Below are 21,811 nucleotides of genomic sequence, written 5' to 3'. Positions count from 1 at the left end.
CACCTTTGGTTCCCGAAAGCGGCAGGAAAACAAATGGAGAGGCGATTTTCCTGTTTCTTATCAATATTTTATATTTGGCATGACCGCTCATCGGGTTTCCGGCACCCGTGACGATGGCTAAACAGTTAAATGCTTGTCAGAGACCTCTGCGAAAGAAACCGGTCTGAAACTCAATAAAACGTCTGCGGGTCAATATCCACGGCCAGCCGCAGGTTACCGGGCGCTTTCAACTGCCCCACCCATTGCGCCACCGCCCCTTGCAGGGCCACGCCCTTGGGCGCCTTGACCAGCAACCGCACCCGATGCCGCCCGCGTATTCGCGCAATCGGCGCGGGCGCTGGTCCGAAAACCTGCGCGCCAATCGCCCGCACCGGCCCATCCCGCCGTGCCAGTTCGGCGGCGAAATCGAACACCTCCTGCGCATCGGTCGAGGACAATATAATTCCTGCCATGCGCCCATAGGGCGGCACCCCGGCCTCCCGCCGTCCCGCCGCCTCGGCCTGCCAAAACCCGTCTTCATCGCCCGACAGGATGGCCCGGATCACCGGATGCTCCGGCTGGAACGTCTGCAACAGGGCCGTACCCCGCGCCTGCGCGCGCCCCGCGCGCCCCGCCACCTGCCGCATCAACTGAAACGTCCGTTCGGCGGCGCGCAGGTCCGAGCCTTGCAAGCCCAGATCGGCATCAATCACCCCCACCAGCGTTAGCCGTGGAAAGTTATGCCCCTTGGCCACCAGTTGCGTACCGATCACGATATCGGTGTCGCCCTCGGCAATCTCGGCGATCTGCGCCTTCAGCGCCCGGGCCGAGCCAAACATATCCGAACTCAGCGTCGCGATCTTCGCGTCGGGGAACAGCGCCTGCGCCTCCTCGCTCAACCGCTCCACCCCGGGGCCCACAGCCGCCAGCCGATCCTCGGCCCCGCACTCGGGGCACACGTCCGGCACCGGCTTGGTCTCGCCGCATTGATGGCAGACCAGCCGCTTTTGAAACCGATGCTCCACCATCCGCGCGTCACAATGGTCACAGCCGATCTGATGCCCACAGGCCCGGCAAATCGTCACCGGCGCATAGCCGCGCCTGTTGATGAACAAAAGCGCCTGTTCCCCCTTGGCAATCCGCGCATTCACTGCCGCCTGAAGGCTGGGCGATATCCACCGGTTCGAGGGCAGGCTTTCGGCTCGCATATCAATGGCCCGCATCTCGGGCATCACCGCCTCACCGAACCGCGCGGTCAAATCCAGCCGCCGGTATTTCCCGGCCTCCGCATTGGCCCATGTCTCAAGCGAGGGCGTCGCACTGGCAAGAATCACCTGCGCACTGCACAGACTCGCGCGCAGCACGGCCATATCCCGCGCATTATAAAGCACGCCGTCCTCTTGCTTGTACGACGTGTCGTGCTCCTCATCGACCACGATCAGCCCCAAGTCGCGATACGGCAAAAACAAAGCCGACCGCGCGCCCACCACCACCTCGCAGCCACCTTGGCCCACCATCTTCCAGATGCGCCGCCGCTCGGTCATCGTGGCGCCCGAATGCCATTCGGCGGGCTTGGCGCCAAACCGCGCCTCGACGCGTGTGATGAACTCGGCAGTCAGGGCAATCTCGGGCAACAGCACCAAGGCCTGCCGCCCCTGCCGCAGGCATTCGGCCACCGCCTCAAGGTAAACTTCGGTTTTGCCCGAGCCTGTCACCCCGCGCAAAAGCGTCGTGCCATAGCACCGGCTTTGAATGGCCTCGCGCAGCACACCCACCGCCGCCGCCTGACCTTCGGTCAGGGCCTTGCCGCCATGTGCAGGGTCCAGCGGCGCAAAAGGCACGTCGCGCGGCGCTTCCTCCTCGGCCACCGCGCCTTGGCCCACCAACCCCTTGACCACGCTGGTCGACACCCCGGCCAACTCGGCCAGCTCCTTGAGGGTGAAGGACAGCCCGCCATATTCCTCCAAGACATCCAGAACCCGCCGCCGCGCATCGGTCATCCGGTCCGGCGTGCCATGGCCCAACCGGTAAATCTTCTGCATCGACGGCGGATTGCTCAGCCCCGGCGCCCGGCTCGCCAACCGCAGCATCGCGGGCATCGGCGTCAGGGTATAATCCCCCGCGCGGCGCAAGAACTCCTGCATCTCGCCGCGCATCGGGGCCACGTCCAAAACCCGGATCACATGCCGAACCTTGGAAATATCGAAATCCCCGCGCCCTGCGCCCCAGACCACGCCCAACACCTTGCGCGGCCCAAGCGGCACCTCGACAAAGGCCCCGACATGACAGCCCCCCTCGGGCGCGCGATAATCCAACAGCCGGTCCAGCGGCTGGGTCGTCAACACGCCCACCAGTTCGCCTTCGACAAAGTAGGATTTACCGGGCGCGGACACGTACACTCTCCATGACAGGGGTTTCGGCAGGTCACTCTATGGGGTAAATGCGGGGATGAAAAACCCCAACCCGCGCAAAGGGACCTCCACAGATGAAATTTTTCGTTGATACCGCCGACGTCGACGCCATTGCCGAACTCAATGAACTAGGCATGGTCGACGGGGTCACCACCAACCCCTCGCTGATCATGAAATCCGGCCGCGACATCCTCGAAGTGACCAAGGAAATCGCCGGTATGGTCGATGGCCCCGTCAGCGCCGAGGTGATCGCAACCGACGCCGACGCCATGATCGCCGAAGGCCGCAAGCTGGCCAAGATCGCCGACAACATCGCCGTCAAGGTGCCGCTCACATGGGATGGCCTCAAGGCCTGCAAGGTCTTGTCGGGCGAGGGCAACATGGTCAACGTCACGCTGTGTTTCTCGGCCAATCAGGCCCTGCTGGCCGCCAAGGCCGGGGGCACCTTCATCTCGCCCTTCATCGGGCGTCTTGATGACATCAACCTCGACGGTATGGAGCTGATCGCCGACATCCGGCAGATCTACGACAACTACGGCTATGAAACCCAGATTCTCGCCGCCTCCATCCGCACCGTGAACCACGCCTTCCAATCCGCCCAGATCGGCGCCGACGTGATGACCGCCCCGCCCGCCGTGATCAAGGCGATGGCCAAGCACGTGCTCACCGACAAGGGGCTTGAGGCTTTCCTCAAGGATGCCGAAACCGCGGGTATCAAGATCGTCTGACCACCACAGGCCAGACCCGACCCCACCCCAAGAGCCACCTCAAAGGCCCGCCCCGCCGCAACAGGACGGACGAGCGGGCCTTGCTTTTCGGCATTTTGGGCTAAAAAATTTCTCCATCCATGTTATAACCCCGCAAAACAAGACCGAGGGATAAATGAGCAGCACCCCCCAAATCGACGATGCCCTGCGTGAGCGCATCATCGCGCAGCCCGACGTTATCCTTGAAGATCAAGACCTTATGCGCGCCCTCATCGCCGCGAACGAACGCGCCATGGGCGGCAATATCGTCGATCTGCGCGGCATCGCCATGGAACGGCTCGAGGCGCGTCTGGACCGGCTCGAAGACACCCACCGCTCGGTCATCGCCGCGGCCTATGAAAACCTTGCCGGCACCAACCAGGTGCATCGCGCCATCCTGCGCATGCTCGACCCGGTGGAATTCGAGGCCTTCATCAAGGATCTGGGCGGCGAAGTCGCCGATATCCTGCGCGTCGATAGCGTCAAACTGGTGCTGGAAACCGTGCAGGACGACAATGACCCGGCCATCAAACGTCTGGGCGATGTCCTCTCGGTCGCCGAACCGGGGTTCATCCAATCCTACCTGACCGGCAGCCGCAATGCCGAGCCCCGGCAAGTCACCCTGCGCCAGGTCCACGAAGGCGACGCCCGGATTTACGGTCGGGACGCCACTTTCGTACGGTCCGAGGCCTGCCTGCTGCTGGATTTCGGCGAAGGCCGCCTTCCGGGCATGCTTGCCATGGGGGCCGAAGACCCGCACCAGTTCACCCCGCAACAGGGCACCGATCTGCTGACCTTCTTCGGGGGTGTCTTCGAACGGGCCATGCGCCGCTGGCTGTCATGATCTCGCCCGCCGCCCGCGACGCCCTGCAAGGCTGGCTGGAGGCGCAAAAGGCCCTGCACGGGGCCTCGGAAAACACGCTCGATGCCTATGCCCGTGACCTCGCGGGCTTTCTGGCCTTCATGACCGAACACAAGGGCGCGGCCCAGGGCATCGGCCCGCTGACCAAACTCACCACCTCCGACATGCGCAGCTGGATGGCCTTCACCCGCGGGCAGGATGTCGGCCCGCGCAGCCTTGCGCGCAAGCTTTCGGCGGTCAAAAGCTTCTACCGCTGGCTTTCGGAACGCGAGGGGTTCGACCCCACCGCCGTCCTTTCGGCCCGATCGCCCAAATACCAGCGCAAGCTGCCCCGCCCCCTGGCCCCCGAGGCGGCCCAAGACGTGCTCGACACCATAGATCAACAATCGCTCACCCCATGGATCGCCGCCCGCGATCAGGCGGTCGTCACCCTGCTTTACGGCTGCGGATTGCGCATCTCCGAGGCACTGGGCCTCACCAACGATGTGCTGCCCATGGGCGAGGCGCTGCGCATCACCGGCAAGGGCGGCAAGGAACGGATGGTTCCCGTCATCGCGCCCGCGCGCGATGCCGTGGCCCGCTACACGCGCCTTTGCCCTTTCCCGCCCGATCCCGGCACGCCTCTTTTTCGCGGCGCGCGGGGCGGCGCGCTCAACCCGCGCATCGTGCAAAAGCTTCTGGAAAACGTGCGCAACCAACTGGGCCTGCCCGCCAGCGCCACACCGCATGCCATGCGCCACAGCTTTGCAACCCACCTTCTGAATGCCGGTGGTGACCTGCGCGCGATCCAGGAACTTCTGGGGCATGCCTCGCTCAGCACCACACAGGCCTACACGGCGGTCGATACCGCGCGCCTGATGGAGGTTTACAACAAGGCCCATCCCAAGGCATGAGTGCAGGTTCCATCCACAGGTGCGGAGACCCGAAATGACACTCCAATTCAAGGCACTGTTCGTGCACCTTCTGACGGCCACCGGGGCGGTCTTCGCCATGCTCGCCATGCTGGCCGCCGTGGATGAAAAATGGGACCTGATGTTTCTTTGGCTGGTCGTGGCCTTCGCCGTGGACGGCATCGACGGCCCGCTGGCCCGGCGCTATCTGGTCTGGCACAACGCACCGCGCTTTGACGGGGTGCTGCTGGACCTGATCATTGATTACCTGACCTATGTCTTCATCCCCGCCTTCGCGCTGTTCAAATCCGATCTTTTGCCGGGGTGGACGGGATGGATGGCGATCATCATCATCACCTACGCCAGCGCGCTGTACTTCGCCGACACCAACATGAAAACCGATGACAAATCCTTTTCGGGCTTTCCCGGCTGTTGGCAAATGGCGGTGATCGTGATGTTCGCGGTGGAACCGCCCATCTGGTTGATGCTTGTTCTGGTCACGGCACTCTCGGTCGCAATGTTCCTGCCGCTGCGCTTCATCCACCCGGTGCGCACCAAGCGTTGGCGCGCGATCTCGCTTCCCATGGCCTTTGCCTGGACTTTCTTTGCCGGTTGGGCGGCCTGGGTCGATTTCCACCCCGAAAGCTGGGCGCACTGGGGCCTTGTGATCACCAGCCTCTATTTGCTTTTCGCCGGGATCATACAGCAGGTCATGCCCGAACGCAGGGCCTGACCGCCGGGGCACGCATTTCAACGGGCCATGCCCTTATCTCGTGAACTGCATTCCAAGGGTAAAACTGTAACGCGATTGGCCCAAACCGTTCGGCGCGGCGGGGAAGCGCCCTGCCGCCTTCACCGCGCGCAACGCCGCCGCGTCCAGTGCCCGATGCCCCGAGGACCGGGCCACCGAAACACCCTGCAAACCACCCCCGCGACTGACCGTGATACGCAATGTCACCGTCCCCGCAGCCCCGCGCGCCGCCGAAGGATAGCGTTTGCGGCGCTCGATCTTGCGCCGGATTTTCGCACCCCATTGCGCCACAAGGCTTTGGATCTGTCCCTGGCTCAAGGTCGCGGCGCGCGGGGTGTCGGCATTGCCCGCATTGGCACCGCCACCCGCCCCACTGGCCCGCGTGGCCTTGCGCGCCGGGGCCTTGGGCTTCGGCGTGGCCGTCTTGCGCTCTGGCCGGGCCTTGGGGCGCGCCTTGGGCAGGCGAAGTTTCGGCTCGGCCTTGGGCGGTGGCGGCGGGGTCGCACTGATGCTGGCATCCGGCGCGGCATCCACCTGCGGCAAGGCCAGCCCCGCCCCCATGACAGGGCGCTCGGGCGCGGCCATGGTTTCTCGGGGGCGCTGCAGGGCCGTATCGGGCACCGGCGGGGCAACCTCGGGGGGCGCAACCTCTTCGACCGCCTCGGGGGGCCGCTCCCACTGCTCGACCATCTCGGCCAGTGCCGGGGTCGATGCCTTTACCGATGCGGTGGCCTGCCCCGCCTGCCCGGCGGCTTGCGATCCTTCAGGGGCGGGTAACTGCGCGAACCCGGCCAGATGCAAGCCCCCGGCCACGCCCAGAAACAGGATGAATTCCACCGCCCGCTTCATCGCGGCACCGTCACAAGCTGCACCTCGGCAAAGCCCAAAGCCCCAAGCTTGGGCAAAAGGGCGGCCAACCGCGCCCCCGGCACCGCCGCATCGGCGCGGAAGACCAGCGGCGGATCACAGGTTTCAACCGCGCAATACGCTGCCTTGGCCGCTTTCAACGCCGCCAAGACCGCCTCGTCACCAAGGGCCGCGCCCCGATAAGCCAAGCCACCCTCCGCCCCAAGGTAAAGCGTAAACACCCCCTCGGGCGGCGCGCCATCCGGCGCCGCCACCGGCGGGGCAACCTCGAAAGGCTCGGGCGGGGCGATCTGCGCTGTCGTCAGGAAAAACACCAGCAACAGGAAAACCACGTTGATCATCGGCACGATGCTTTCGGGCGGCTTGCGGCGGGGCGGATCGGTAAACTGCATCGGCTACTCCACCAGCGCAAGCGCCGTGAACCCAGAGGCCCGCAACCCCTGCATCACACCGACCACCCGCTGCAAGTCCGCCCCCTCCCGCGCGCGCAGAATGATCGTGTCACCGGGGCTGTCCATCAGCTCCGACAGGGCCGTGGCAAGCGCGGTTTGCGCCACCGCCTGCCCATTCAGGCGCAGGGCATCGGGGGCGATATCCACCAAGCGCGGCGGCCCCGAATAGGGCGCCTGCCCCGCCCCTCCGGCCACCTGCATCGGCAGATGCGCCTCGATACCGAACCGCGAGGCCAGCATGAAAAACACCAGCAGCAAAAAGACCACGTCGATCATCGGGGTCAGGCTGGGCCGCCGTCGCGGCCTTGGGGTGCCGAACGACAGCATTTACTCCGCCGCCCGCGCCCGCGTGTCTTCGGGCCCGGTACTGACAGGCCGCAGGAAAATCCGCGTCGCGGCATCCTCCATCTCAAGGCGCAAACGATCCGCCACGCTTTCAAACCACGTCAGCGCCATCGAGGCCGGGATTGCCACCGCCATCCCCGCCGCCGTGGTCAAAAGCGCCTCCCAGATCCCCCCGGCAAGGATGGCCGGATCGGCGCGGCTGCCCGCCTCCTGCAAGGCCTGAAAGGCCGCGATCATCCCCAGAACCGTGCCCAGCAGGCCCAGCAACGGCGCAATCGTCGCGATCAGCTCCAAGGGCCGCAGCCCGCCGCGCGCCTGCGCCAGAAGGTTGCGCGCCACGCGTTCGGTTTCGGCCTGCGCGCCCGCATCGTCCAGCGAAGGGTCGACCCGGGCCGCCATGGCCGCCCGGATCAACCGGGCACGGCAACTCCGCCGCCCGTCCAGCATGGCCATCGCCGGGGCCTCCCGCCCCTCGGCCCACAGATCGACAGCGGCGCGCGCCACGCGCCCGCCATTCCACGCGCCCAGCATCATCAACCGCCACGCCTTCCACAGGATCAGGGCCAAGGCCACCACCGAAAGCGCCGCAATCGCCCAGATCGCAGGCCCGCCCAGACGGACAAACTCAACCCCGCGTTCAAGGGCCGAAGGCGCCGCCATGGCGCTTGGCGCGGCGGTGGCCACTTCCGCCGCCGCCCCGCCGAACCCGGCCTCCTGCGCCATGACCCCGGTCAGCGGCAGCACCGCCAACCCAAGGCCAAGGCCCAAAACGGCCCTAGAACCGCGCATCAAGTGAGACATAGATCGTCCTCCCCGGTTCATTCACCTGCGCCAGCGCCGGATCAAACAGGTTGGTACGGCTCAAGTGGTTGGCATAGGTTTCATCGGTCACGTTGTTCACCCCCGCCCGTAGCGTGGCAAATTCGCTTACCTCATAGCTGCCGAACAAGTCCAGCGTGGCAAAACCCGACGTGGTGCCGGGGTCGCGGGCCGGATCAATCCGGTCCTGCTCACTCGCCCAGTTCACCCGCGCCCCCGCGCGCCACAAGTCCTGCCCATAGGCCAACGAGATCTGCCCCTGCAGCGGCGGAATCTGCGCCAGGGCCCGGTTGTCGGTGGTGTTTTCGCCATGGGTATAGGTGGCATCGCCCCAGATTTCCCAACCGTCACGCGCCCATCCGGCGGCAATCTCGACCCCGGCCAGTTGCGCGTTCACGTTGCGATAGGTGGTCGTACCAGCAACGGTGAACTGATCGCGCAGGATGTAATCATCCACCCAATCCACATAGGCATTGGCATTCAGATACCACGCCCCCCGGTCCATCTGCACCCCCACGTCTAGCTGGTGGTGCTTTTCGGGGTCGATGTCGGGGTTGCCGACCCACCCCATGCGCGCAATCGCCCGCTCGGTGGCATCCGCCGTGCGCACCGACCGCGACAGGCCCGCGAAAATCAGGGTATCGGCATCCAGTTCATGCTCAAGCCGCAGCAAGCCGCCAAGGTTGTGCTCTTCCCGCGCGGTATTGAAGGTCGTGCCGTATTGCGCGGTATAAAGCGCATTGGGCGCAGCGCCCAGCGCGGGTGTCACAGCGGCCTTATCCGCCTCGGCCCGCACATAGTCATAGCGCACCCCATACTTCAGGCGCGTGGCCTCACTCATCTCGGTCTCGGCCTCGAAATAAAGGCCGGTCTGGGCAATCGTCACATCCGGCCAGATCAGGAACCGCGCCCGCGCCGGATTTTCGGCCTCCAGCATCGGGATCATCCCCGGCATCCCGGCAAAAACCGTCGCATCGCGGGTATTGGCCTGATAATCCAATCCAAGTTTCGCCTCGGTCGCACCAAGGCTCAGATGCGCCTCAAGCTTGCCGCCCAGGGTGTCCGAGGTCGCGGGCGTGCGCATCACCATGGCCCCAACGGGCCGCAGGCTGTAGTTGTCCATCACGTGATCGACGGCGCTATGATACAGCACCCCTTCGATCCGCCTCAGCGCCCCGGCATCCATATCCACACCGCCGCGCAAACGGTAAGTGATCGTCTCGTCAAACGGGCTGTCCATGCCTGCGCCGGGATACAGCAAATCCTCGGCCAGGTCATATTCCGCGTCAAAGGCCAGATCCACACCGTTGCCCACATAGCCAAGGGTCACCCCGGCGCTTCTCTGGTCAAAGGAACTGCGCACCGTCTGCCCCGAACCGTCCTTGTAGTTCTCCGCCGTTTTCAACGCGCCAGCGGCTTGCATATAGAACCCGCGCCCCAGATCGACGGTCATGCGCCCACCCAGATCAAAATCGTCGCCATTGCTGGACAACCCGGTGTTGATCTCTCCGGAAAACGGCCCCTCGGCCTCAAGCTCGGGGGCCTTCCGTTCCAAGATCACCGTGCCGCCCGAACCGCCGGGCCCATGGGTCACACTGGCATAGCCCTTTTCAATGACAATCGAGTCGGCCCGGTTGAACGCGGCCATGGCCGTCGGCGGGTCCATCCGGTTTGGACAGGCCCCATAAGTGAAAGACCCCGCATCAATCACGTTAAGCTGGTTCTGCTGCTGGCCACGAATAACAAGTTCCAGCCCGTGGCCCCCCATACGCCCCGCCGTCACACCGGGCACATTGCGCAGGGCCTCGGCCCCGTCCTGCGCCGGGGCGGTGCCAAGGTCGGCGGGGTCATGGGCGGTGGACATCGGGCCATCGGCCACGATCACGGTCGCCCCTTCCACCAGGATCGGGTCAAGCGCGATAGTGATCGGCGCATCCTCCTGCGCCAAAGCGGCATGCGAGATCGAGGACAGCAACAAGGCACTCGTGCCAAGGCACGTCTGTTTACGAATAGTCATTATTGGATACCGTCTGATAAGTCTGATTGGATACGTGCAGCCACCCGCCAAAGGGCATCGTGCCCCTGGGCCGGACTGTCACAATGGATTGTGGAAATCAGACGGTTCGCGGCGGCGCGCGGATGGCATCGGCCCGCAGACGGGGCAGCCCCTTGACCTGCGGGGCGTTGACAGGGGCATAGCGCAGGATCGAAAACGCGCTTGCGGCCTCAAGCCCTTCAAAGGCGCAATTCGTCACATCTGCTGACACGATACACAGCGGGCAGTGCCCATTCATCGACGGCGGCGTCGGGCGCTCATCGGCTGTGCCATCCGCCGACAGGGTGATTGTCCGCGTGCCATCTGCTGAACACAGAACAAGCGTGAGGTCACCATTGTCGCCAACCGCCGCCATGCTGGCCGATGGCAAGAAGGCCACGGCCACCTGCACCGCAAGCAAGACAGACAGGCAAAGGGCCAGCACCCCTTCAAGACGGGCTTTTATGCGCGGTCGCGACAACATGGCGGGTGTTCTCTACACGAAATCGTGACTTGGCAAGTTGGTTTTTGGTCGCGGGGGCGAAACAGGGCCGCACCGGCCCTCTCGCTCACCCGGCGCTGTGGGATCACCCGCTATTTGGGATACAGGAAAAACTCCTCGCGCACGATCTTGCCATCCTCGACCGAATAGATCGCGATCTCGCGCAGGGTCATCTTCTTGCCGGTCTCTTTCTGCGTTACCTCGGCCTCGAAGCGCACCCCGAACTGGTGCGGCGGGTGAACATAGGGGCCATCCGCATCGAGACTGTGAATCTCATGCGTGGCGGCCCAGGATTCGCGTTTCGCCTTGATCGCATCCCGCCCCTTCGCAATACGCACATCCCGGCCCGGCGGCACCACCGCCTCGACCGACTGTGCATTTTCCGCGTAAAGGTCATCGACATGCCCGATGCCGCGCCCCTCTCGCATGGCCTCTACGAACTCTCGTCCCAAGGTGATCAACTCTTCCATGATCGCCTCCTTTCTCCTGTATCGGAGACTAGCAAACACCCCCTTTGCCCGAGTTGATCAGGATCAAGCTTTGGATCGGGGGCGAGGGCGCGCGAAGGGGCACAGGCGCGAAAGTGCCAAAACGTACAAAACTCGCGTACGTTCCGTACAAAACGTACAAAAATTTTGGGCCTAACTCATTTCAACCCGCTGCCCCAAAACCACCCCCTCCGGCGTGATCTTGGTGTCATAGGCCAGCACCTCCACCCCCGCGGTAACGGCCTCTGAAAAACCCGCTGCATAGGTCGGGTCAATATCCTCGGCCAACCTGAAAACCTGCGCATCGGTGCGTTGGATAAGGTAGAACATCACCGCGCGATGCCCTACTTTCGCCATCTCTGAAAGTTCCATCAAATGCTTGGCCCCGCGCGCCGTGACACTATCGGGAAACTCTGCCACGCCGGGGGCGCGCGACAGGGTCACCGATTTCACCTCGACATAGGCGTCGGGCAGGCCAAGTTCTTGAAGTAAAAAGTCAATTCTACTGTTCTGGCCGTATTTCACCTCGGCCCGAACGCCGCTGTAACTGGCAAATTCCGCCACCTCGCGCGCCTCGAAGGCAGCCCGCAGCGCCCGGTTGGGAAGCGATGTATCGACGCCCGTGAAATGGCCGTTTTCATGCTCGACCAGCCGCCAGCCGAACTTCAGTTTCTTCTTGGGGTCGTCATTGGGCTCCACCCAGATCCGCATCCCCGGCTCGGCCAACCCCATCATGGAACCGGGGTTGGCACAATGCGCCGTCACCTCGCGCCCGTCCTCCAGCCGTATATCGGCCAGGAAGCGTTTATAACGCCGGATCAACGTCGCAGACACAAGAGGGGTTTGAAAGCGCATGACAGCAGGCCTATACCCATGTCACGCGCCATTCAAGGAGGCCACAATGCCAAACCCAACCGCCGCCATGCTGGTCATCGGGGATGAAATTCTTTCGGGTCGCACCCGTGATGCCAACATGCACCACCTGGCCAATGAGTTGACCAATTTTGGCATTGATCTCAAGGAGGTACGCGTTGTCTCGGATGATGCTGAGGCCATTGCAGACGCGGTCAAATCGCTCAGCTTTGCCTACGATCACCTCTTTACCTCCGGCGGTATCGGCCCCACCCACGACGATATCACCGCCGATAATGTCGCCCGCGCCTTTGGCCGGTCCATCGACGTGCGCGACGATGCACGCGCCATCCTTCAGGCGCATTACGACCGCCAAGGGATCGAGTTGAACGAGGCCCGGCTGCGCATGGCCCGCATCCCCGACGGCGCCACCCTGATCGACAACCCGGTCAGCGCCGCCCCCGGCTTCACCCTTGAAAACGTCCATGTCATGGCCGGTGTGCCCAAGATATTCGAGACCATGCTCGCCTCCATCCTGCCCACCCTGACGGGCGGCGCGCCCGTACTCTCGCAAAGCTTGGTAATCATGCGCGGCGAAGGCGATATCGCCGGCCCCCTGCGCGACCTTTCGGAACGCTACGATGACCTCTCCTTCGGCTCCTATCCCTTTCAACGCAATGGGGTTTTCGGCGCCCAAGTGGTGATCCGCGGCAGCGACGGCACCCGCGTCGATGCCGCCATGTCCGAACTATCAAAGGCTTTCCCCGAATGACCCCCGATGCCCGAACCCTCTATGCCGTGACCGAGGCCACATGGCCCCCCGCCAAAGTCTGGCGCGAAGGCCCCTGGACCCTCCGCGACGGTGCAGGCGGCGGCAAACGGGTCTCGGCGGCCACTGCCGAAGCGCCCGTCACCGCAAGCGACCTTACTCAAGCCGAAGCCGCCATGCAGGCCATGGGCCAAACCCCGCTTTTCATGATCCGCGAGGGCGAGCAGGCGCTCGACTCCCTGCTGGCCGAAAACGGATACAGCATCATCGACGCGGTCAACCTCTACGTCGGCCCTCTGGCCCCGCTGACGCAAGATCCCCCGGCCCGCGCCACCGCCTATGCCATCTGGGAACCCCTTGAAATTCAAAAGGATATCTGGGCCGAAGGCGGCATCGGCCCGGCCCGCGTGGCGGTGATGCAGCGGGCGCAATGCCCCAAAACCGCGATCCTAACCCGCAACGGCCAACACCCTGCGGGCACTGCTTATACGGCCATTCATGACGGCATCGCCATGATGCACGCCCTTGAGGTCCGCGAAGTGGACCGCCTCACCGGCCAAGGCCGCAACGCCACAAAACAGGCCGCACTTTGGGCCGCCCAACACGGTGCAACCCACCTCGCCACCCTCTGCACCCAAGAGAACACGGGCGCCAACGCCCTCTACACTTCCCTTGGGATGGCCTGTGTGGGACAGTACCACTACCGCATTAAACAAGAAGGCCCGACGCATGAGCACCCCTGACCGCCCCACCGCCTTGAACCTGCCTATGGTCGACCCGCTACCGGAACCGACTCGGAAGTACTTTGATGTCTGTCAGGACAAGCTCGGCATAATCCCCAATGTCCTCAAGGCCTATGCCTTCGATATTGATAAGCTCAACGCATTTACCGCGATGTATAACGACCTGATGCTGGCCGATAGCGGGCTGAGCAAGCTTGAGCGCGAGATGATCGCCGTTGTCGTCAGCTCCATCAACCGCTGCTGGTATTGCCAAGTGGCCCACGGCGCAGCGGTGCGCGAATTGTCCGGCACCCCCGAACTGGGTGAGGCCATGGTGATGAACTGGCGCGCGGCCGATCTCGACAGCCGCCAAACCGCCATGCTGACCTTTGCCGAGAAGATCACCAAGTCCAGCGCCGAAACCACCGAGTCCGACCGCCAGGCCCTGCGCGACGCGGGCTTTTCCGACCGTGATATCTGGGACATCGCCAATGTCGTGGGTTTTTTCAACATGACCAATCGGGTGGCCAGCGCCACGGGCATGCAGCCCAACGCCGATTACCACGCACAAGCCCGCTGACCCCTTGCGCCTCGCGGCCCGGATAGCCCTTTTTGCCCTCGGCCTGCCTTGGGCCACCGGCCTTGTCGCGCTTGAGCTGGATATGCCCGGCGGCGCCACGATAACGCGCGAAAAAATCGAAGAGGCCGGCACTTACCGCCTGCCCCTCGGGCCTTACGACGATGGCCGCCTTCCGGTCCTCGAAGTCGAAGGCCGCATCACCCAACAGGCGTGGCGCCTCGAAGCACAGGGCATGACCACGCTGCAAGTCATGGCCCCATTGCGTTCCGCGCTCTCCCGGCAGGGCTATGAAATCCTGCTGGATTGCAGCGGCTCGGAATGTGGCGGATTTGATTTTCGCTTCAATACGCGTGTTTTGCCCGCGCCTGACATGTTCGTGGACCTCTTCGATTTCCGGTTTCTTTCGGCGCGCAAGGCTGAAACCACTTCCAAGCCCGATTACCTCAGCTTGATGGTCTCCCGCTCTGGCGCAAGTGGATACGTTCAGCTCCTGCATGTCCAACCCAACGGTGGCGCGGGGCTGGCCATCGGCACCGCCTCCAAAACATCGCGCAGCCAACCCAACACACCGCTGGCGCAATCCCTCGAGTCACAAGGCCATATCGCCCTGTCGGATCTTGATTTCACGACCGGCTCGTCCGAACTTGGGCCGGGTCCCTTCGCTTCGCTGGCCTCGCTTGCCACCTACCTCAAGGCGGATACCTCGCGCCAGGTGGTGCTGGTGGGCCATACCGATACCGTCGGCGGCCTTGAGCCCAATATCGCGCTGTCCAAACGCCGCGCGGCCTCTGTCTTGGAGCGGCTTGTCGCCCGACACGATGTCCCACGCACACAATTGGCCGCCGAGGGCATGGGCTACCTCGCGCCCATTGCCTCCAACCGTACGCCCGAAGGCCGCGAAGCCAACCGCCGGGTCGAGGCTGTGCTCCTCAACACCAACTAACCCCCTTCTTCTGGCCCGAAATATCCTGGGGGAGGTTGAAAATCCTCGATTTTCAGCCGGGGGCAACGCCCCCACCGGCGCGCAACGCGCGTTTATCCCGTGCGGCGTAGCCGCGCCTTTCGGTCAAACCACGGCCACCTCTGGCCACTTGCCCCGAAACCCATTACATAACCCTCGAAATGATCAGATTACCGAGGTTCAAAAAGCCCATGAGCGACCATAAAGGACGCATCACGCGCGACGGCATTCGCATCCACGACGCAGCCGATTTCGCCGGTATGCACAAAGCCGGTGCGCTGGCCGCGCAAATCCTCGATGACGTGGCTGAACATGTTTACCCGGGCCAGACCACCGGGGCCATTGACGCCTTTATTGAGGATCAGGTGAACAAGGCCGGTGCGAAATCCGCCACTATCGGCTACAAGGGTTACAAGCACGCCTCCTGCATCAGCGTCAATCACGTGGTCTGCCACGGCATCCCCGGCGACAAGAAGCTGAAAGATGGCGATATCCTGAATATCGACGTCACCGTGATCGTCGATGGCTGGTTCGGCGACACCAGCCGCATGTATGTGGCCGGAAAGCTTTCGCGCAAGACCGAACGCCTGATCCAGATCACCCATGACAGCCTGATGAAAGGCATCGAAGCGGTCAAACCCGGCAATACCTTCGGCGATATCGGCCATGCGATTCAGAGTTTCGTCGAAGGTCAGAGAATGAGCGTGGTGCGCGATTTCTGCGGCCACGGCCTTGGCACTGTTTTCCACGCACCGCCCAACGTACTGCACTATGGCCGCGCGGGTAGCGGCCCGATGCTGGAAGAGGGGATGTTCTTCACCATCGAACCCATGGTGAACCTCGGCCGCCCGGAAACCAAGATTCTCGCGGACGACTGGACAGCCGTGACTCGCGACAAATCCCTTTCGGCACAGTTCGAACACTCCATAGGCGTCACCGCGGATGGCTGCGAGATTTTCACGCTTTCGCCGGGCGGCAAGTTTCACCCGACTTATTGATCTGCGCAGGGGCCTATGGCCATTTACTTTGCGCGGAATCAAGGCGCGTAGCGCCGCCGCGCATCGTCATGCTGGAAGCATGCCTTTGGCATGACGCCGCCCCTACGGCACGGCGATTGGTTTGCTCTTTGCGCATAGATCAAAGGTTGCGCGCCAGTCCTGCGATAAAGTGCATCAACTCAACGGGTGGGTCGCCGCACCGCGGCCCGTCAATGCGCGGCTCAGTTCAGTAACGCTTTGACCGACAAACCCGATGCTGACGGCAATGGCCCTCCGCCCAGAACTTTTCGACCTGCCTTTGCCTCCTCACTTCAAACGCGGCGGCTTATCCGGATCGCGCCCCGGGGCCGATCCCGGCACCTGTGCCGGGGCCTCGGGCTTGGGCAAATCAAACCGCAGCCCCACCCGCGCCAGCCGTGCCGCCACCGGGTCTGAGCTATGGAAAAACCCCACGTCCAGCGCCGCCGCCTCCAGCCCGGAAAACCGCAGCACCTCGGACACGGACCGCGCCAGCGACCCTTCCGCCCCCGGCACCGCATCGACCACGCCCAACAAATGGCCCTTGGCCCCGCTGTCGTATGTGGTCTCCACCAGATAGGCCATGTCGGCCAGCCCGGCCGCCGCTGCCAGCCGCGCGTCCAAGGCGGTAAGCAACCCCTCGGGCAAACCACGCGGCGGCGCGAACTCCTGCGCCCGCGCCTCCACCTCTGCCGGGGCTTCGCCCACGGTTTCAACCAGCCACGCCATGGCCTCGGGCGGCAACAGGATGGACGAGGGCGCCACGTCAAGGTTCACGCCCATGCCAAGGCCCTGACCCGCCAGCATGCCGGCCACAACCCGGCCCGACAGCGCGGCATAGGGTGCGCTGCGCCCGACGAACTGCGCCAGCCGCTCCTCGCGATCAAAGACCAGAACGAACCCCGCGTCGCCCACCTCGAACAACTCCGGCGTGACATTGTCGCCCTCCGGTTGCGCCGCCAGAAGCAAGTAAAGCTCACTGGCCGCCAGAACCTCGTAAAACCGCAGGCGCGCGGCCTCGTCCTCGGGCGCGGCCTCCATCGCCGCATGGGCCTGGTCCAAAAGCGTCTGTTCAGTCATCCATAACCTCGCGCACCCGCGCCTTCAGAACCGGCAAAAGGTCCGCCTCGAACCACGGGTTTTTCTTCAGCCATGCGGTATTGCGCCACGACGGGTGCGGCAAGGGAAAACGCCGCGGCGCATGGGCGCGCCAATCCTTGACGGTCTCGGTCACACCGGTCGTCACCCCCATGTGGTATTTCTGCGAATAGCCGCCGACGATGATGGATAACTCAACGCTCTCAAGGTTTTCCATCACCCGGTCATGCCACGTCTGCCCGCATACCTTGGGTGGCGGCAGGTCACTGCCCTTGGCGTCATAGCCCGGAAAACAAAAGGCCATCGGCACAATCGCCACGCGGCTTGTATCGTAAAACTCCGCCTCGCTCAGGCCCAGCCAATCGCGCAACCGATCCCCCGACGGGTCATCAAATGGCTTGCCCGACTTATGCACCCGCATCCCCGGTGCCTGCCCCGCAATCAACAGCCGCGCGCCGGGTTTGAACCAAACCACCGGGCGCGGTTCATGGGCCGTATGTGTCGCGGCAAATCGCTCGGCGCATATCCGGCAGGCGGAAATTTCTTGCGGCAGATCGCCCATGGATCAGGCCAGCGTTACCCCGGCCTGCGCCATCCCCTCAAGCGAGGCAGCCAAGGAGCCCTCCAGATCAATCGCCCGGCACAGCGCCTGATCAACGGTCACGTCATAGCCCAGCTTCGCCGCATCCACGGCCGAGAAGTTCACGCAGAAATCCGTTGCCAGCCCCACCATGGTCAGCCGGTCAATCCCGCGCTCCTGCAACATCCCGTGCAGTCCCGTGGGTGTCTCGTGGTCATTCTCGAAAAACGCCGAATAACTGTCGATCGCCGGGTTATACCCCTTGCGAATGATCGCATCGGCGCGGGTGGTCTCAAGCTCCGCGTGAAAACCCGCCCCCTCACTGCCCTGCACACAATGGTCCGGCCACAGAACCTGCGTTCCATAGGGCATTTCCGTGGTCTCGAACGGCGCTTTACCATCATGGCTGCTGGCGAAAGAGGAATGCCCCGCCGGGTGCCAATCCTGCGTCAGGATCACCGCCGAAAAATCGGCCATCAAGGCGTTGATCCCCGGCACGATTTCATCGCCGCCCGCCACCGCCAAGGCCCCGCCGGGACAAAAATCATTCTGCACGTCGATCACGATCAGGGCATGGGTCATGGGGCGGTCTCCTAAAGCTTTGCCATCAAGGGGTAAGGCCCAGGCCCAGCCCCGTCAATGGCGCCACTTTGTCCCCTTGCCTAAAGCCGCATCTGGGCGTAATCCCCCGCCCCATGTATACCATCGCCGCCCTTTACCACTTCACCCGCTTCGACGATCCCGCCGCCATTCGCGGCCCGCTTTACGACCTGTGCTTGGCGCAGGGCATCTCGGGCTCGCTCCTTTTGGCAAACGAAGGGATCAACGGCACCATTGCCGGCCCCCGTGCGGGCATCGACGCGGTGCTGGCGCATATCCGCGCCCTGCCCGGCTGTGCCGACCTGGAGTGGAAGGAAAGCAGCAGCGCCGAACAACCCTTCCGCCGCCTCAAGGTGCGCCTCAAGCGCGAGATCGTCACCATGGGCCAGCCCGATGTCGACCCCAAGGCCCGCGTCGGCCACTACGTCGACCCCGCCGAATGGAACGATCTGATCCGCTCGCCCGACGTGGCGGTGATCGACACCCGCAACGATTACGAGGTCGCCATCGGCACGTTTGAAGGCGCCATCGACCCTGAAACCGACAGCTTCCGCGACTTCCCCGCATGGTGGGAAGAAAACAAAGACCGCTTCCACAACAAGCGCATCGCCATGTTCTGCACCGGCGGCATCCGCTGTGAGAAATCCACCAACTACCTGCTGGGCCAAGGGGTGGACGAGGTCTATCACCTCAAGGGCGGTATCCTGAAATACCTTGAAGAGGTGCCTGCCGAGGACAGTACTTGGCAAGGCGAGTGTTTCGTCTTCGACGGGCGGGTTTCGGTGGGCCATGGGCTCAAGGAAGGCCCGCATAAGCTGTGTTTTGCCTGTCGTCGTCCGATCCTGCCCGAGGACATGAACCGCCCCGAATACGAACACGGGGTCTCCTGCCACCAGTGCTTTGAAGAAACCGACGACGAGGCCAAAGACCGCTTCCGCGAACGCCAAAAGCAAATGGCCCTAGCCGAAGCGCGCGGCGAAAAGCACATCAAGGTGGTGCACGAGGAATAAGCGCGGCCAAGCGTAGGTGATGGGGCTATGCACCGGCGCGGCATCAAGGGCCGCAGGCCCGCCGCGCCAAAGCCGACGCGCGCGTCGCCATTGGCGCGGCTAACCGCGGATGTTGACGCACCTCACGCCGCCACCGCCGCCCTCCGCCGGGGCCGCGTCCGCAGCAGGATCACCACCATGATCCCGATGTTCAGGAAGTTCCAGACGATCCCGTTGACAAAGGCCATCTGGTAGCTGCCGGTCACGTCGAAAATATACCCCGACAGCCACCCACCAAGGGCCATCCCGCCAATCGTCGCCATCATCACGAAACCAACCCGCCGCCCGGCCTCGGCACTCGGCATGTATTCGCGCACCACCAAGGCATAAGAGGGCACGATCCCGCCCTGTGCGAGGCCGAAGACCAAACTCACCATGTAAAGCGAAACAAGCCCCCCGGCGGGCAAGTACAAGAACAGCGCCAAACACTGCAACACCGAGCCCAGCAAAAGCGTTTTCACGCCGCCCAGCTTATCGGCCAAAAGCCCCGACACCAGGCGCGAGCCGACACCCCCCAACAACATCAGCGATAGCATCTGGCCGCCCACGGCGGGGCCATAACCCATGTCCACGCAAAGGCTGACGATATGCACCTGCGGCATCGACATCGCCACGCAACAGCCGACCCCGGCAATCCCCAGCAACAGCATCAAGGCGCGCGGCGAAAACCCCGCCGCCTGCGCCCTTAGGTTCGAGACCCCGTCAGCATGGTCCCGCGCCGCCAAAGGCACCCGCCGCCGCAACATCAATGACAAGGGCACCATCACGACCAGGGTCACCACAGCCAGCACAAGGTACACCGCGCGCCAGCCCTCCTCGGCCAGGATACCGGCCAGAACCACGGGCCAGAACGCGCCCGAGATGTAGTTGCCGCTGGCCGTGATCGCCACGGCAATGCCGCGCCGTTTCAGGAACCAAAGCGAGACATCGGCGATCAATGGCCCGAAACTCGCCGCCGTGCCAAAGCCGATCACCACCTGCAAAATCGAAACGATGACCACCGAGGGGCTGATCGCCGCCAAACCCGTCGCCCCCGATATCATCACCGCCGCGCCAATAAGGGCGGTCGTCACGCCGAACCGGTCCACGATCCGCCCGATCCCGAAATTGCCCAAGGCAAAACCCACCATCGTCATGGTATAGGGCAATGACGCCTCGGCCCGGTCGATCCCGAATTCCGACTGCATCGTCGGCATCACCACGATGATCGACCACATGCCGACATTGCCCACCGTCGCAATCAGCAACGACACGGCAAGGCGCATCCACGCGTAACGGCTATCCAGAATTTCAGGCCCTGTCATACCCGCGACGTTAGCCGCAGCCCAAGGCAAGGACCAGCCCGATTTGCGGCAGGGCTTGGCGCGAAAGCGCGGGCGGGGTATGCCTTCGGGCAAATCCAATTCGAACCCCGAGTCTCATGCCCGACAAACCAAGCCCAAGCACCATCGCCCGCGACGTCCTTGAAACCGAAGGGCAGGCCCTGATCACCATGCGCGATGATCTGCCCCCCGCCTTCGATAAGGTGGTGAACGACCTGCTTGGCGTGCCGGGCCGGGTCATCGTATCGGGCATGGGCAAATCCGGCCATGTCGCGGCAAAAATCGCCGCCACCATGGCCAGCACGGGAACGCCCGCGCAATACGTCCATCCGGGCGAGGCCAGCCACGGCGATCTTGGCATGATCACCGGGCAGGATGCCGTGATCCTGATTTCCAATTCGGGCGAGACCCGCGAACTGGCCGATATCATCGCCCATACCCGCCGTTTCGCGATCCCGCTCATCGCCATTACCAAGAAGGCGCAAAGCACGCTGGCCACACAAGCCGACCACCTGCTGCAACTGCCCAACGCCCCCGAGGCCTGCGCGATTGGCATGGCGCCGACCACCTCGACCACCTGCACCATGGCACTGGGCGATGCGCTTGCCGTGGCGCTCATGCGCCTGCGCGGGTTCGAACGGGAAAACTTCCTCGCTTTTCACCCCGGCGGCACCTTGGGCGCGCAACTGCTCAAGGTCTCCTCGGTAATGCACACCGGCACCGACCTGCCCGTAGTGGCCGAGGACACCCCCATGGGTGACACGCTGCTGGAAATGACCGCCAAGGGCTTCGGCGTCGCCGCGCTCGTCACAGACGGCCGCCTGACGGGCGTCATCACCGATGGCGACTTGCGCCGCAACCTCGATGCGCTGATGTCCCGCACGGCAGGTGAGGTCGCCACCCGCGGCCCCCGCACCATCGTCCCCGAAGCACTGCTCTCAGAAGCCCTCGGCGTGATGAACGCCAATAAGATCAGCGCGCTTTTCGCGGTGGACGATGACGGCACCCTTCGCGGCCTCGTCCATATCCACGACGCCCTGCGCGCCGGGGTGGCCTGAAACGCCCCCTTCTTCATCTTTCCCAAAATACTCCCGCCGGAGGCATCCAACACCTGC

General features: G+C 63.8%; 24 protein-coding genes. 11 read left to right on the top strand and 13 right to left on the bottom strand.

Annotation, left to right across the window (positions count from 1 at the left end; all coding sequences use genetic code 11):
- Nucleotides 1-170 precede the first annotated feature (170 nt).
- Nucleotides 171-2,372, bottom strand: a complete 2,202-nt coding sequence (locus tag RBB32_RS14370) for a primosomal protein N' (RefSeq protein WP_306153655.1) — start codon at nt 2,370-2,372, stop codon at nt 171-173.
- A gap of 92 nt (nt 2,373-2,464) precedes the next feature.
- Here RBB32_RS14370 and fsa point away from each other — a divergent pair, with 92 nt between their 5' ends.
- The 4 genes from fsa (at nt 2,465) to RBB32_RS14350 (ending at nt 5,621) form a co-directional block, all read left to right on the top strand.
- Nucleotides 2,465-3,118, top strand: a complete 654-nt coding sequence (fsa, locus tag RBB32_RS14365) for a fructose-6-phosphate aldolase (protein ID WP_306153653.1) — start codon at nt 2,465-2,467, stop codon at nt 3,116-3,118.
- A 154-nt stretch (nt 3,119-3,272) separates the two neighbouring features.
- Nucleotides 3,273-3,980, top strand: a complete 708-nt coding sequence (locus RBB32_RS14360; protein WP_306153651.1) for a DUF484 family protein — start codon at nt 3,273-3,275, stop codon at nt 3,978-3,980.
- Complete coding sequence (locus RBB32_RS14355) at nt 3,977-4,891, top strand: tyrosine recombinase XerC (protein ID WP_306153649.1); 915 nt, start codon at nt 3,977-3,979, stop codon at nt 4,889-4,891. Before RBB32_RS14360 ends, RBB32_RS14355 begins: the two co-directional genes overlap by 4 nt.
- Before the next feature lie 34 nt (nt 4,892-4,925).
- Nucleotides 4,926-5,621 (top strand): phosphatidylcholine/phosphatidylserine synthase, encoded by a 696-nt coding sequence (locus tag RBB32_RS14350; RefSeq protein ID WP_306153647.1) that lies wholly within the window; start codon nt 4,926-4,928, stop codon nt 5,619-5,621.
- 33 nt (nt 5,622-5,654) lie between these two features.
- On the opposite strand, the gene RBB32_RS14345 is transcribed toward RBB32_RS14350, so the two are convergent.
- The 8 genes from RBB32_RS14345 to sfsA all read right to left on the bottom strand — a co-directional run bounded on the left by RBB32_RS14345 (nt 5,655) and on the right by sfsA (nt 12,002).
- Nucleotides 5,655-6,488, bottom strand: coding sequence for an energy transducer TonB (locus RBB32_RS14345; RefSeq protein WP_306153645.1), 834 nt, complete (start codon nt 6,486-6,488; stop codon nt 5,655-5,657).
- Nucleotides 6,485-6,898 (bottom strand): biopolymer transporter ExbD, encoded by a 414-nt coding sequence (locus RBB32_RS14340; RefSeq protein WP_306153643.1) that lies wholly within the window; start codon nt 6,896-6,898, stop codon nt 6,485-6,487. The genes RBB32_RS14345 and RBB32_RS14340 overlap by 4 nt, the downstream gene beginning before the upstream one ends.
- A gap of 3 nt (nt 6,899-6,901) precedes the next feature.
- Complete coding sequence (locus RBB32_RS14335) at nt 6,902-7,285, bottom strand: biopolymer transporter ExbD (RefSeq protein ID WP_306153641.1); 384 nt, start codon at nt 7,283-7,285, stop codon at nt 6,902-6,904.
- Entirely contained in the window at nt 7,286-8,104 is an 819-nt protein-coding gene (locus RBB32_RS14330) for a MotA/TolQ/ExbB proton channel family protein (RefSeq protein WP_306153639.1), read from the bottom strand.
- Nucleotides 8,079-10,139: a TonB-dependent receptor domain-containing protein gene (locus RBB32_RS14325; RefSeq protein WP_306153637.1), complete on the bottom strand. Its 2,061-nt coding sequence runs from the start codon at nt 10,137-10,139 to the stop codon at nt 8,079-8,081. Before RBB32_RS14325 ends, RBB32_RS14330 begins: the two co-directional genes overlap by 26 nt.
- Before the next feature lie 97 nt (nt 10,140-10,236).
- The gene (locus tag RBB32_RS14320; RefSeq protein WP_306153635.1) at nt 10,237-10,641 is read right to left on the bottom strand and encodes a DUF2946 family protein; all 405 of its coding nucleotides are present in this window, start codon (nt 10,639-10,641) and stop codon (nt 10,237-10,239) included.
- 110 nt (nt 10,642-10,751) lie between these two features.
- Nucleotides 10,752-11,129 (bottom strand): nuclear transport factor 2 family protein, encoded by a 378-nt coding sequence (locus RBB32_RS14315; RefSeq protein WP_306153633.1) that lies wholly within the window; start codon nt 11,127-11,129, stop codon nt 10,752-10,754.
- A 171-nt stretch (nt 11,130-11,300) separates the two neighbouring features.
- Nucleotides 11,301-12,002 carry a DNA/RNA nuclease SfsA gene (gene sfsA / locus RBB32_RS14310; protein WP_306153631.1) on the bottom strand — a complete coding sequence of 234 codons (702 nt, stop codon included), beginning with the start codon at nt 12,000-12,002 and terminating at the stop codon, nt 11,301-11,303.
- A 46-nt stretch (nt 12,003-12,048) separates the two neighbouring features.
- Between sfsA and RBB32_RS14305 the strand changes: the two genes are divergently transcribed.
- From RBB32_RS14305 to map, 5 genes are all read left to right on the top strand, one after another.
- Nucleotides 12,049-12,771: a molybdopterin-binding protein gene (locus RBB32_RS14305; RefSeq protein ID WP_306153629.1), complete on the top strand. Its 723-nt coding sequence runs from the start codon at nt 12,049-12,051 to the stop codon at nt 12,769-12,771.
- Nucleotides 12,768-13,511 (top strand): GNAT family N-acetyltransferase, encoded by a 744-nt coding sequence (locus RBB32_RS14300; protein ID WP_306153627.1) that lies wholly within the window; start codon nt 12,768-12,770, stop codon nt 13,509-13,511. Before RBB32_RS14305 ends, RBB32_RS14300 begins: the two co-directional genes overlap by 4 nt.
- Nucleotides 13,498-14,070 carry a peroxidase-related enzyme gene (locus tag RBB32_RS14295; RefSeq protein ID WP_306153625.1) on the top strand — a complete coding sequence of 191 codons (573 nt, stop codon included), beginning with the start codon at nt 13,498-13,500 and terminating at the stop codon, nt 14,068-14,070. The genes RBB32_RS14300 and RBB32_RS14295 overlap by 14 nt, the downstream gene beginning before the upstream one ends.
- A gap of 4 nt (nt 14,071-14,074) precedes the next feature.
- A complete protein-coding gene (locus RBB32_RS14290) occupies nt 14,075-15,013 on the top strand; it encodes an OmpA family protein (RefSeq protein WP_306153624.1) in 939 nt (312 codons plus the stop codon).
- Nucleotides 15,014-15,222: 209 nt separating this feature from the next.
- The gene (gene map / locus RBB32_RS14285) at nt 15,223-16,029 is read left to right on the top strand and encodes a type I methionyl aminopeptidase (protein ID WP_306153622.1); all 807 of its coding nucleotides are present in this window, start codon (nt 15,223-15,225) and stop codon (nt 16,027-16,029) included.
- Between the two features lie 306 nt (nt 16,030-16,335).
- Here the strand turns inward: map and RBB32_RS14280 are convergent, their stop codons facing one another.
- Genes RBB32_RS14280 through pncA form a run of 3 tightly spaced genes read right to left on the bottom strand, consistent with a single transcriptional unit; the run spans nt 16,336 to nt 18,307 of the window.
- The gene (locus RBB32_RS14280) at nt 16,336-17,127 is read right to left on the bottom strand and encodes an SseB family protein (protein WP_306153620.1); all 792 of its coding nucleotides are present in this window, start codon (nt 17,125-17,127) and stop codon (nt 16,336-16,338) included.
- Nucleotides 17,120-17,707 (bottom strand): uracil-DNA glycosylase family protein, encoded by a 588-nt coding sequence (locus RBB32_RS14275; RefSeq protein WP_306153618.1) that lies wholly within the window; start codon nt 17,705-17,707, stop codon nt 17,120-17,122. The genes RBB32_RS14280 and RBB32_RS14275 overlap by 8 nt, the downstream gene beginning before the upstream one ends.
- A gap of 3 nt (nt 17,708-17,710) precedes the next feature.
- Nucleotides 17,711-18,307, bottom strand: coding sequence for a bifunctional nicotinamidase/pyrazinamidase (gene pncA, locus RBB32_RS14270; protein ID WP_306153616.1), 597 nt, complete (start codon nt 18,305-18,307; stop codon nt 17,711-17,713).
- A gap of 113 nt (nt 18,308-18,420) precedes the next feature.
- Here pncA and RBB32_RS14265 point away from each other — a divergent pair, with 113 nt between their 5' ends.
- Nucleotides 18,421-19,335, top strand: coding sequence for a rhodanese-related sulfurtransferase (locus RBB32_RS14265; RefSeq protein WP_306153614.1), 915 nt, complete (start codon nt 18,421-18,423; stop codon nt 19,333-19,335).
- Between the two features lie 122 nt (nt 19,336-19,457).
- On the opposite strand, the gene RBB32_RS14260 is transcribed toward RBB32_RS14265, so the two are convergent.
- On the bottom strand, nt 19,458-20,678 hold the full coding sequence (locus tag RBB32_RS14260) for a CynX/NimT family MFS transporter (protein ID WP_306153609.1): 1,221 nt from the start codon (nt 20,676-20,678) through the stop codon (nt 19,458-19,460).
- 116 nt (nt 20,679-20,794) lie between these two features.
- Here RBB32_RS14260 and RBB32_RS14255 point away from each other — a divergent pair, with 116 nt between their 5' ends.
- The gene (locus RBB32_RS14255) at nt 20,795-21,754 is read left to right on the top strand and encodes an SIS domain-containing protein (protein ID WP_306153607.1); all 960 of its coding nucleotides are present in this window, start codon (nt 20,795-20,797) and stop codon (nt 21,752-21,754) included.
- Nucleotides 21,755-21,811: the final 57 nt, after the last annotated feature.

Source organism: Roseovarius sp. MMSF_3281 (assembly GCF_030733685.1).
GTDB lineage: Bacteria > Pseudomonadota > Alphaproteobacteria > Rhodobacterales > Rhodobacteraceae > Roseovarius.
Note: the sequence above shows the minus strand (reverse complement) of the source record. Positions and strands in the feature narration are given on the sequence as shown.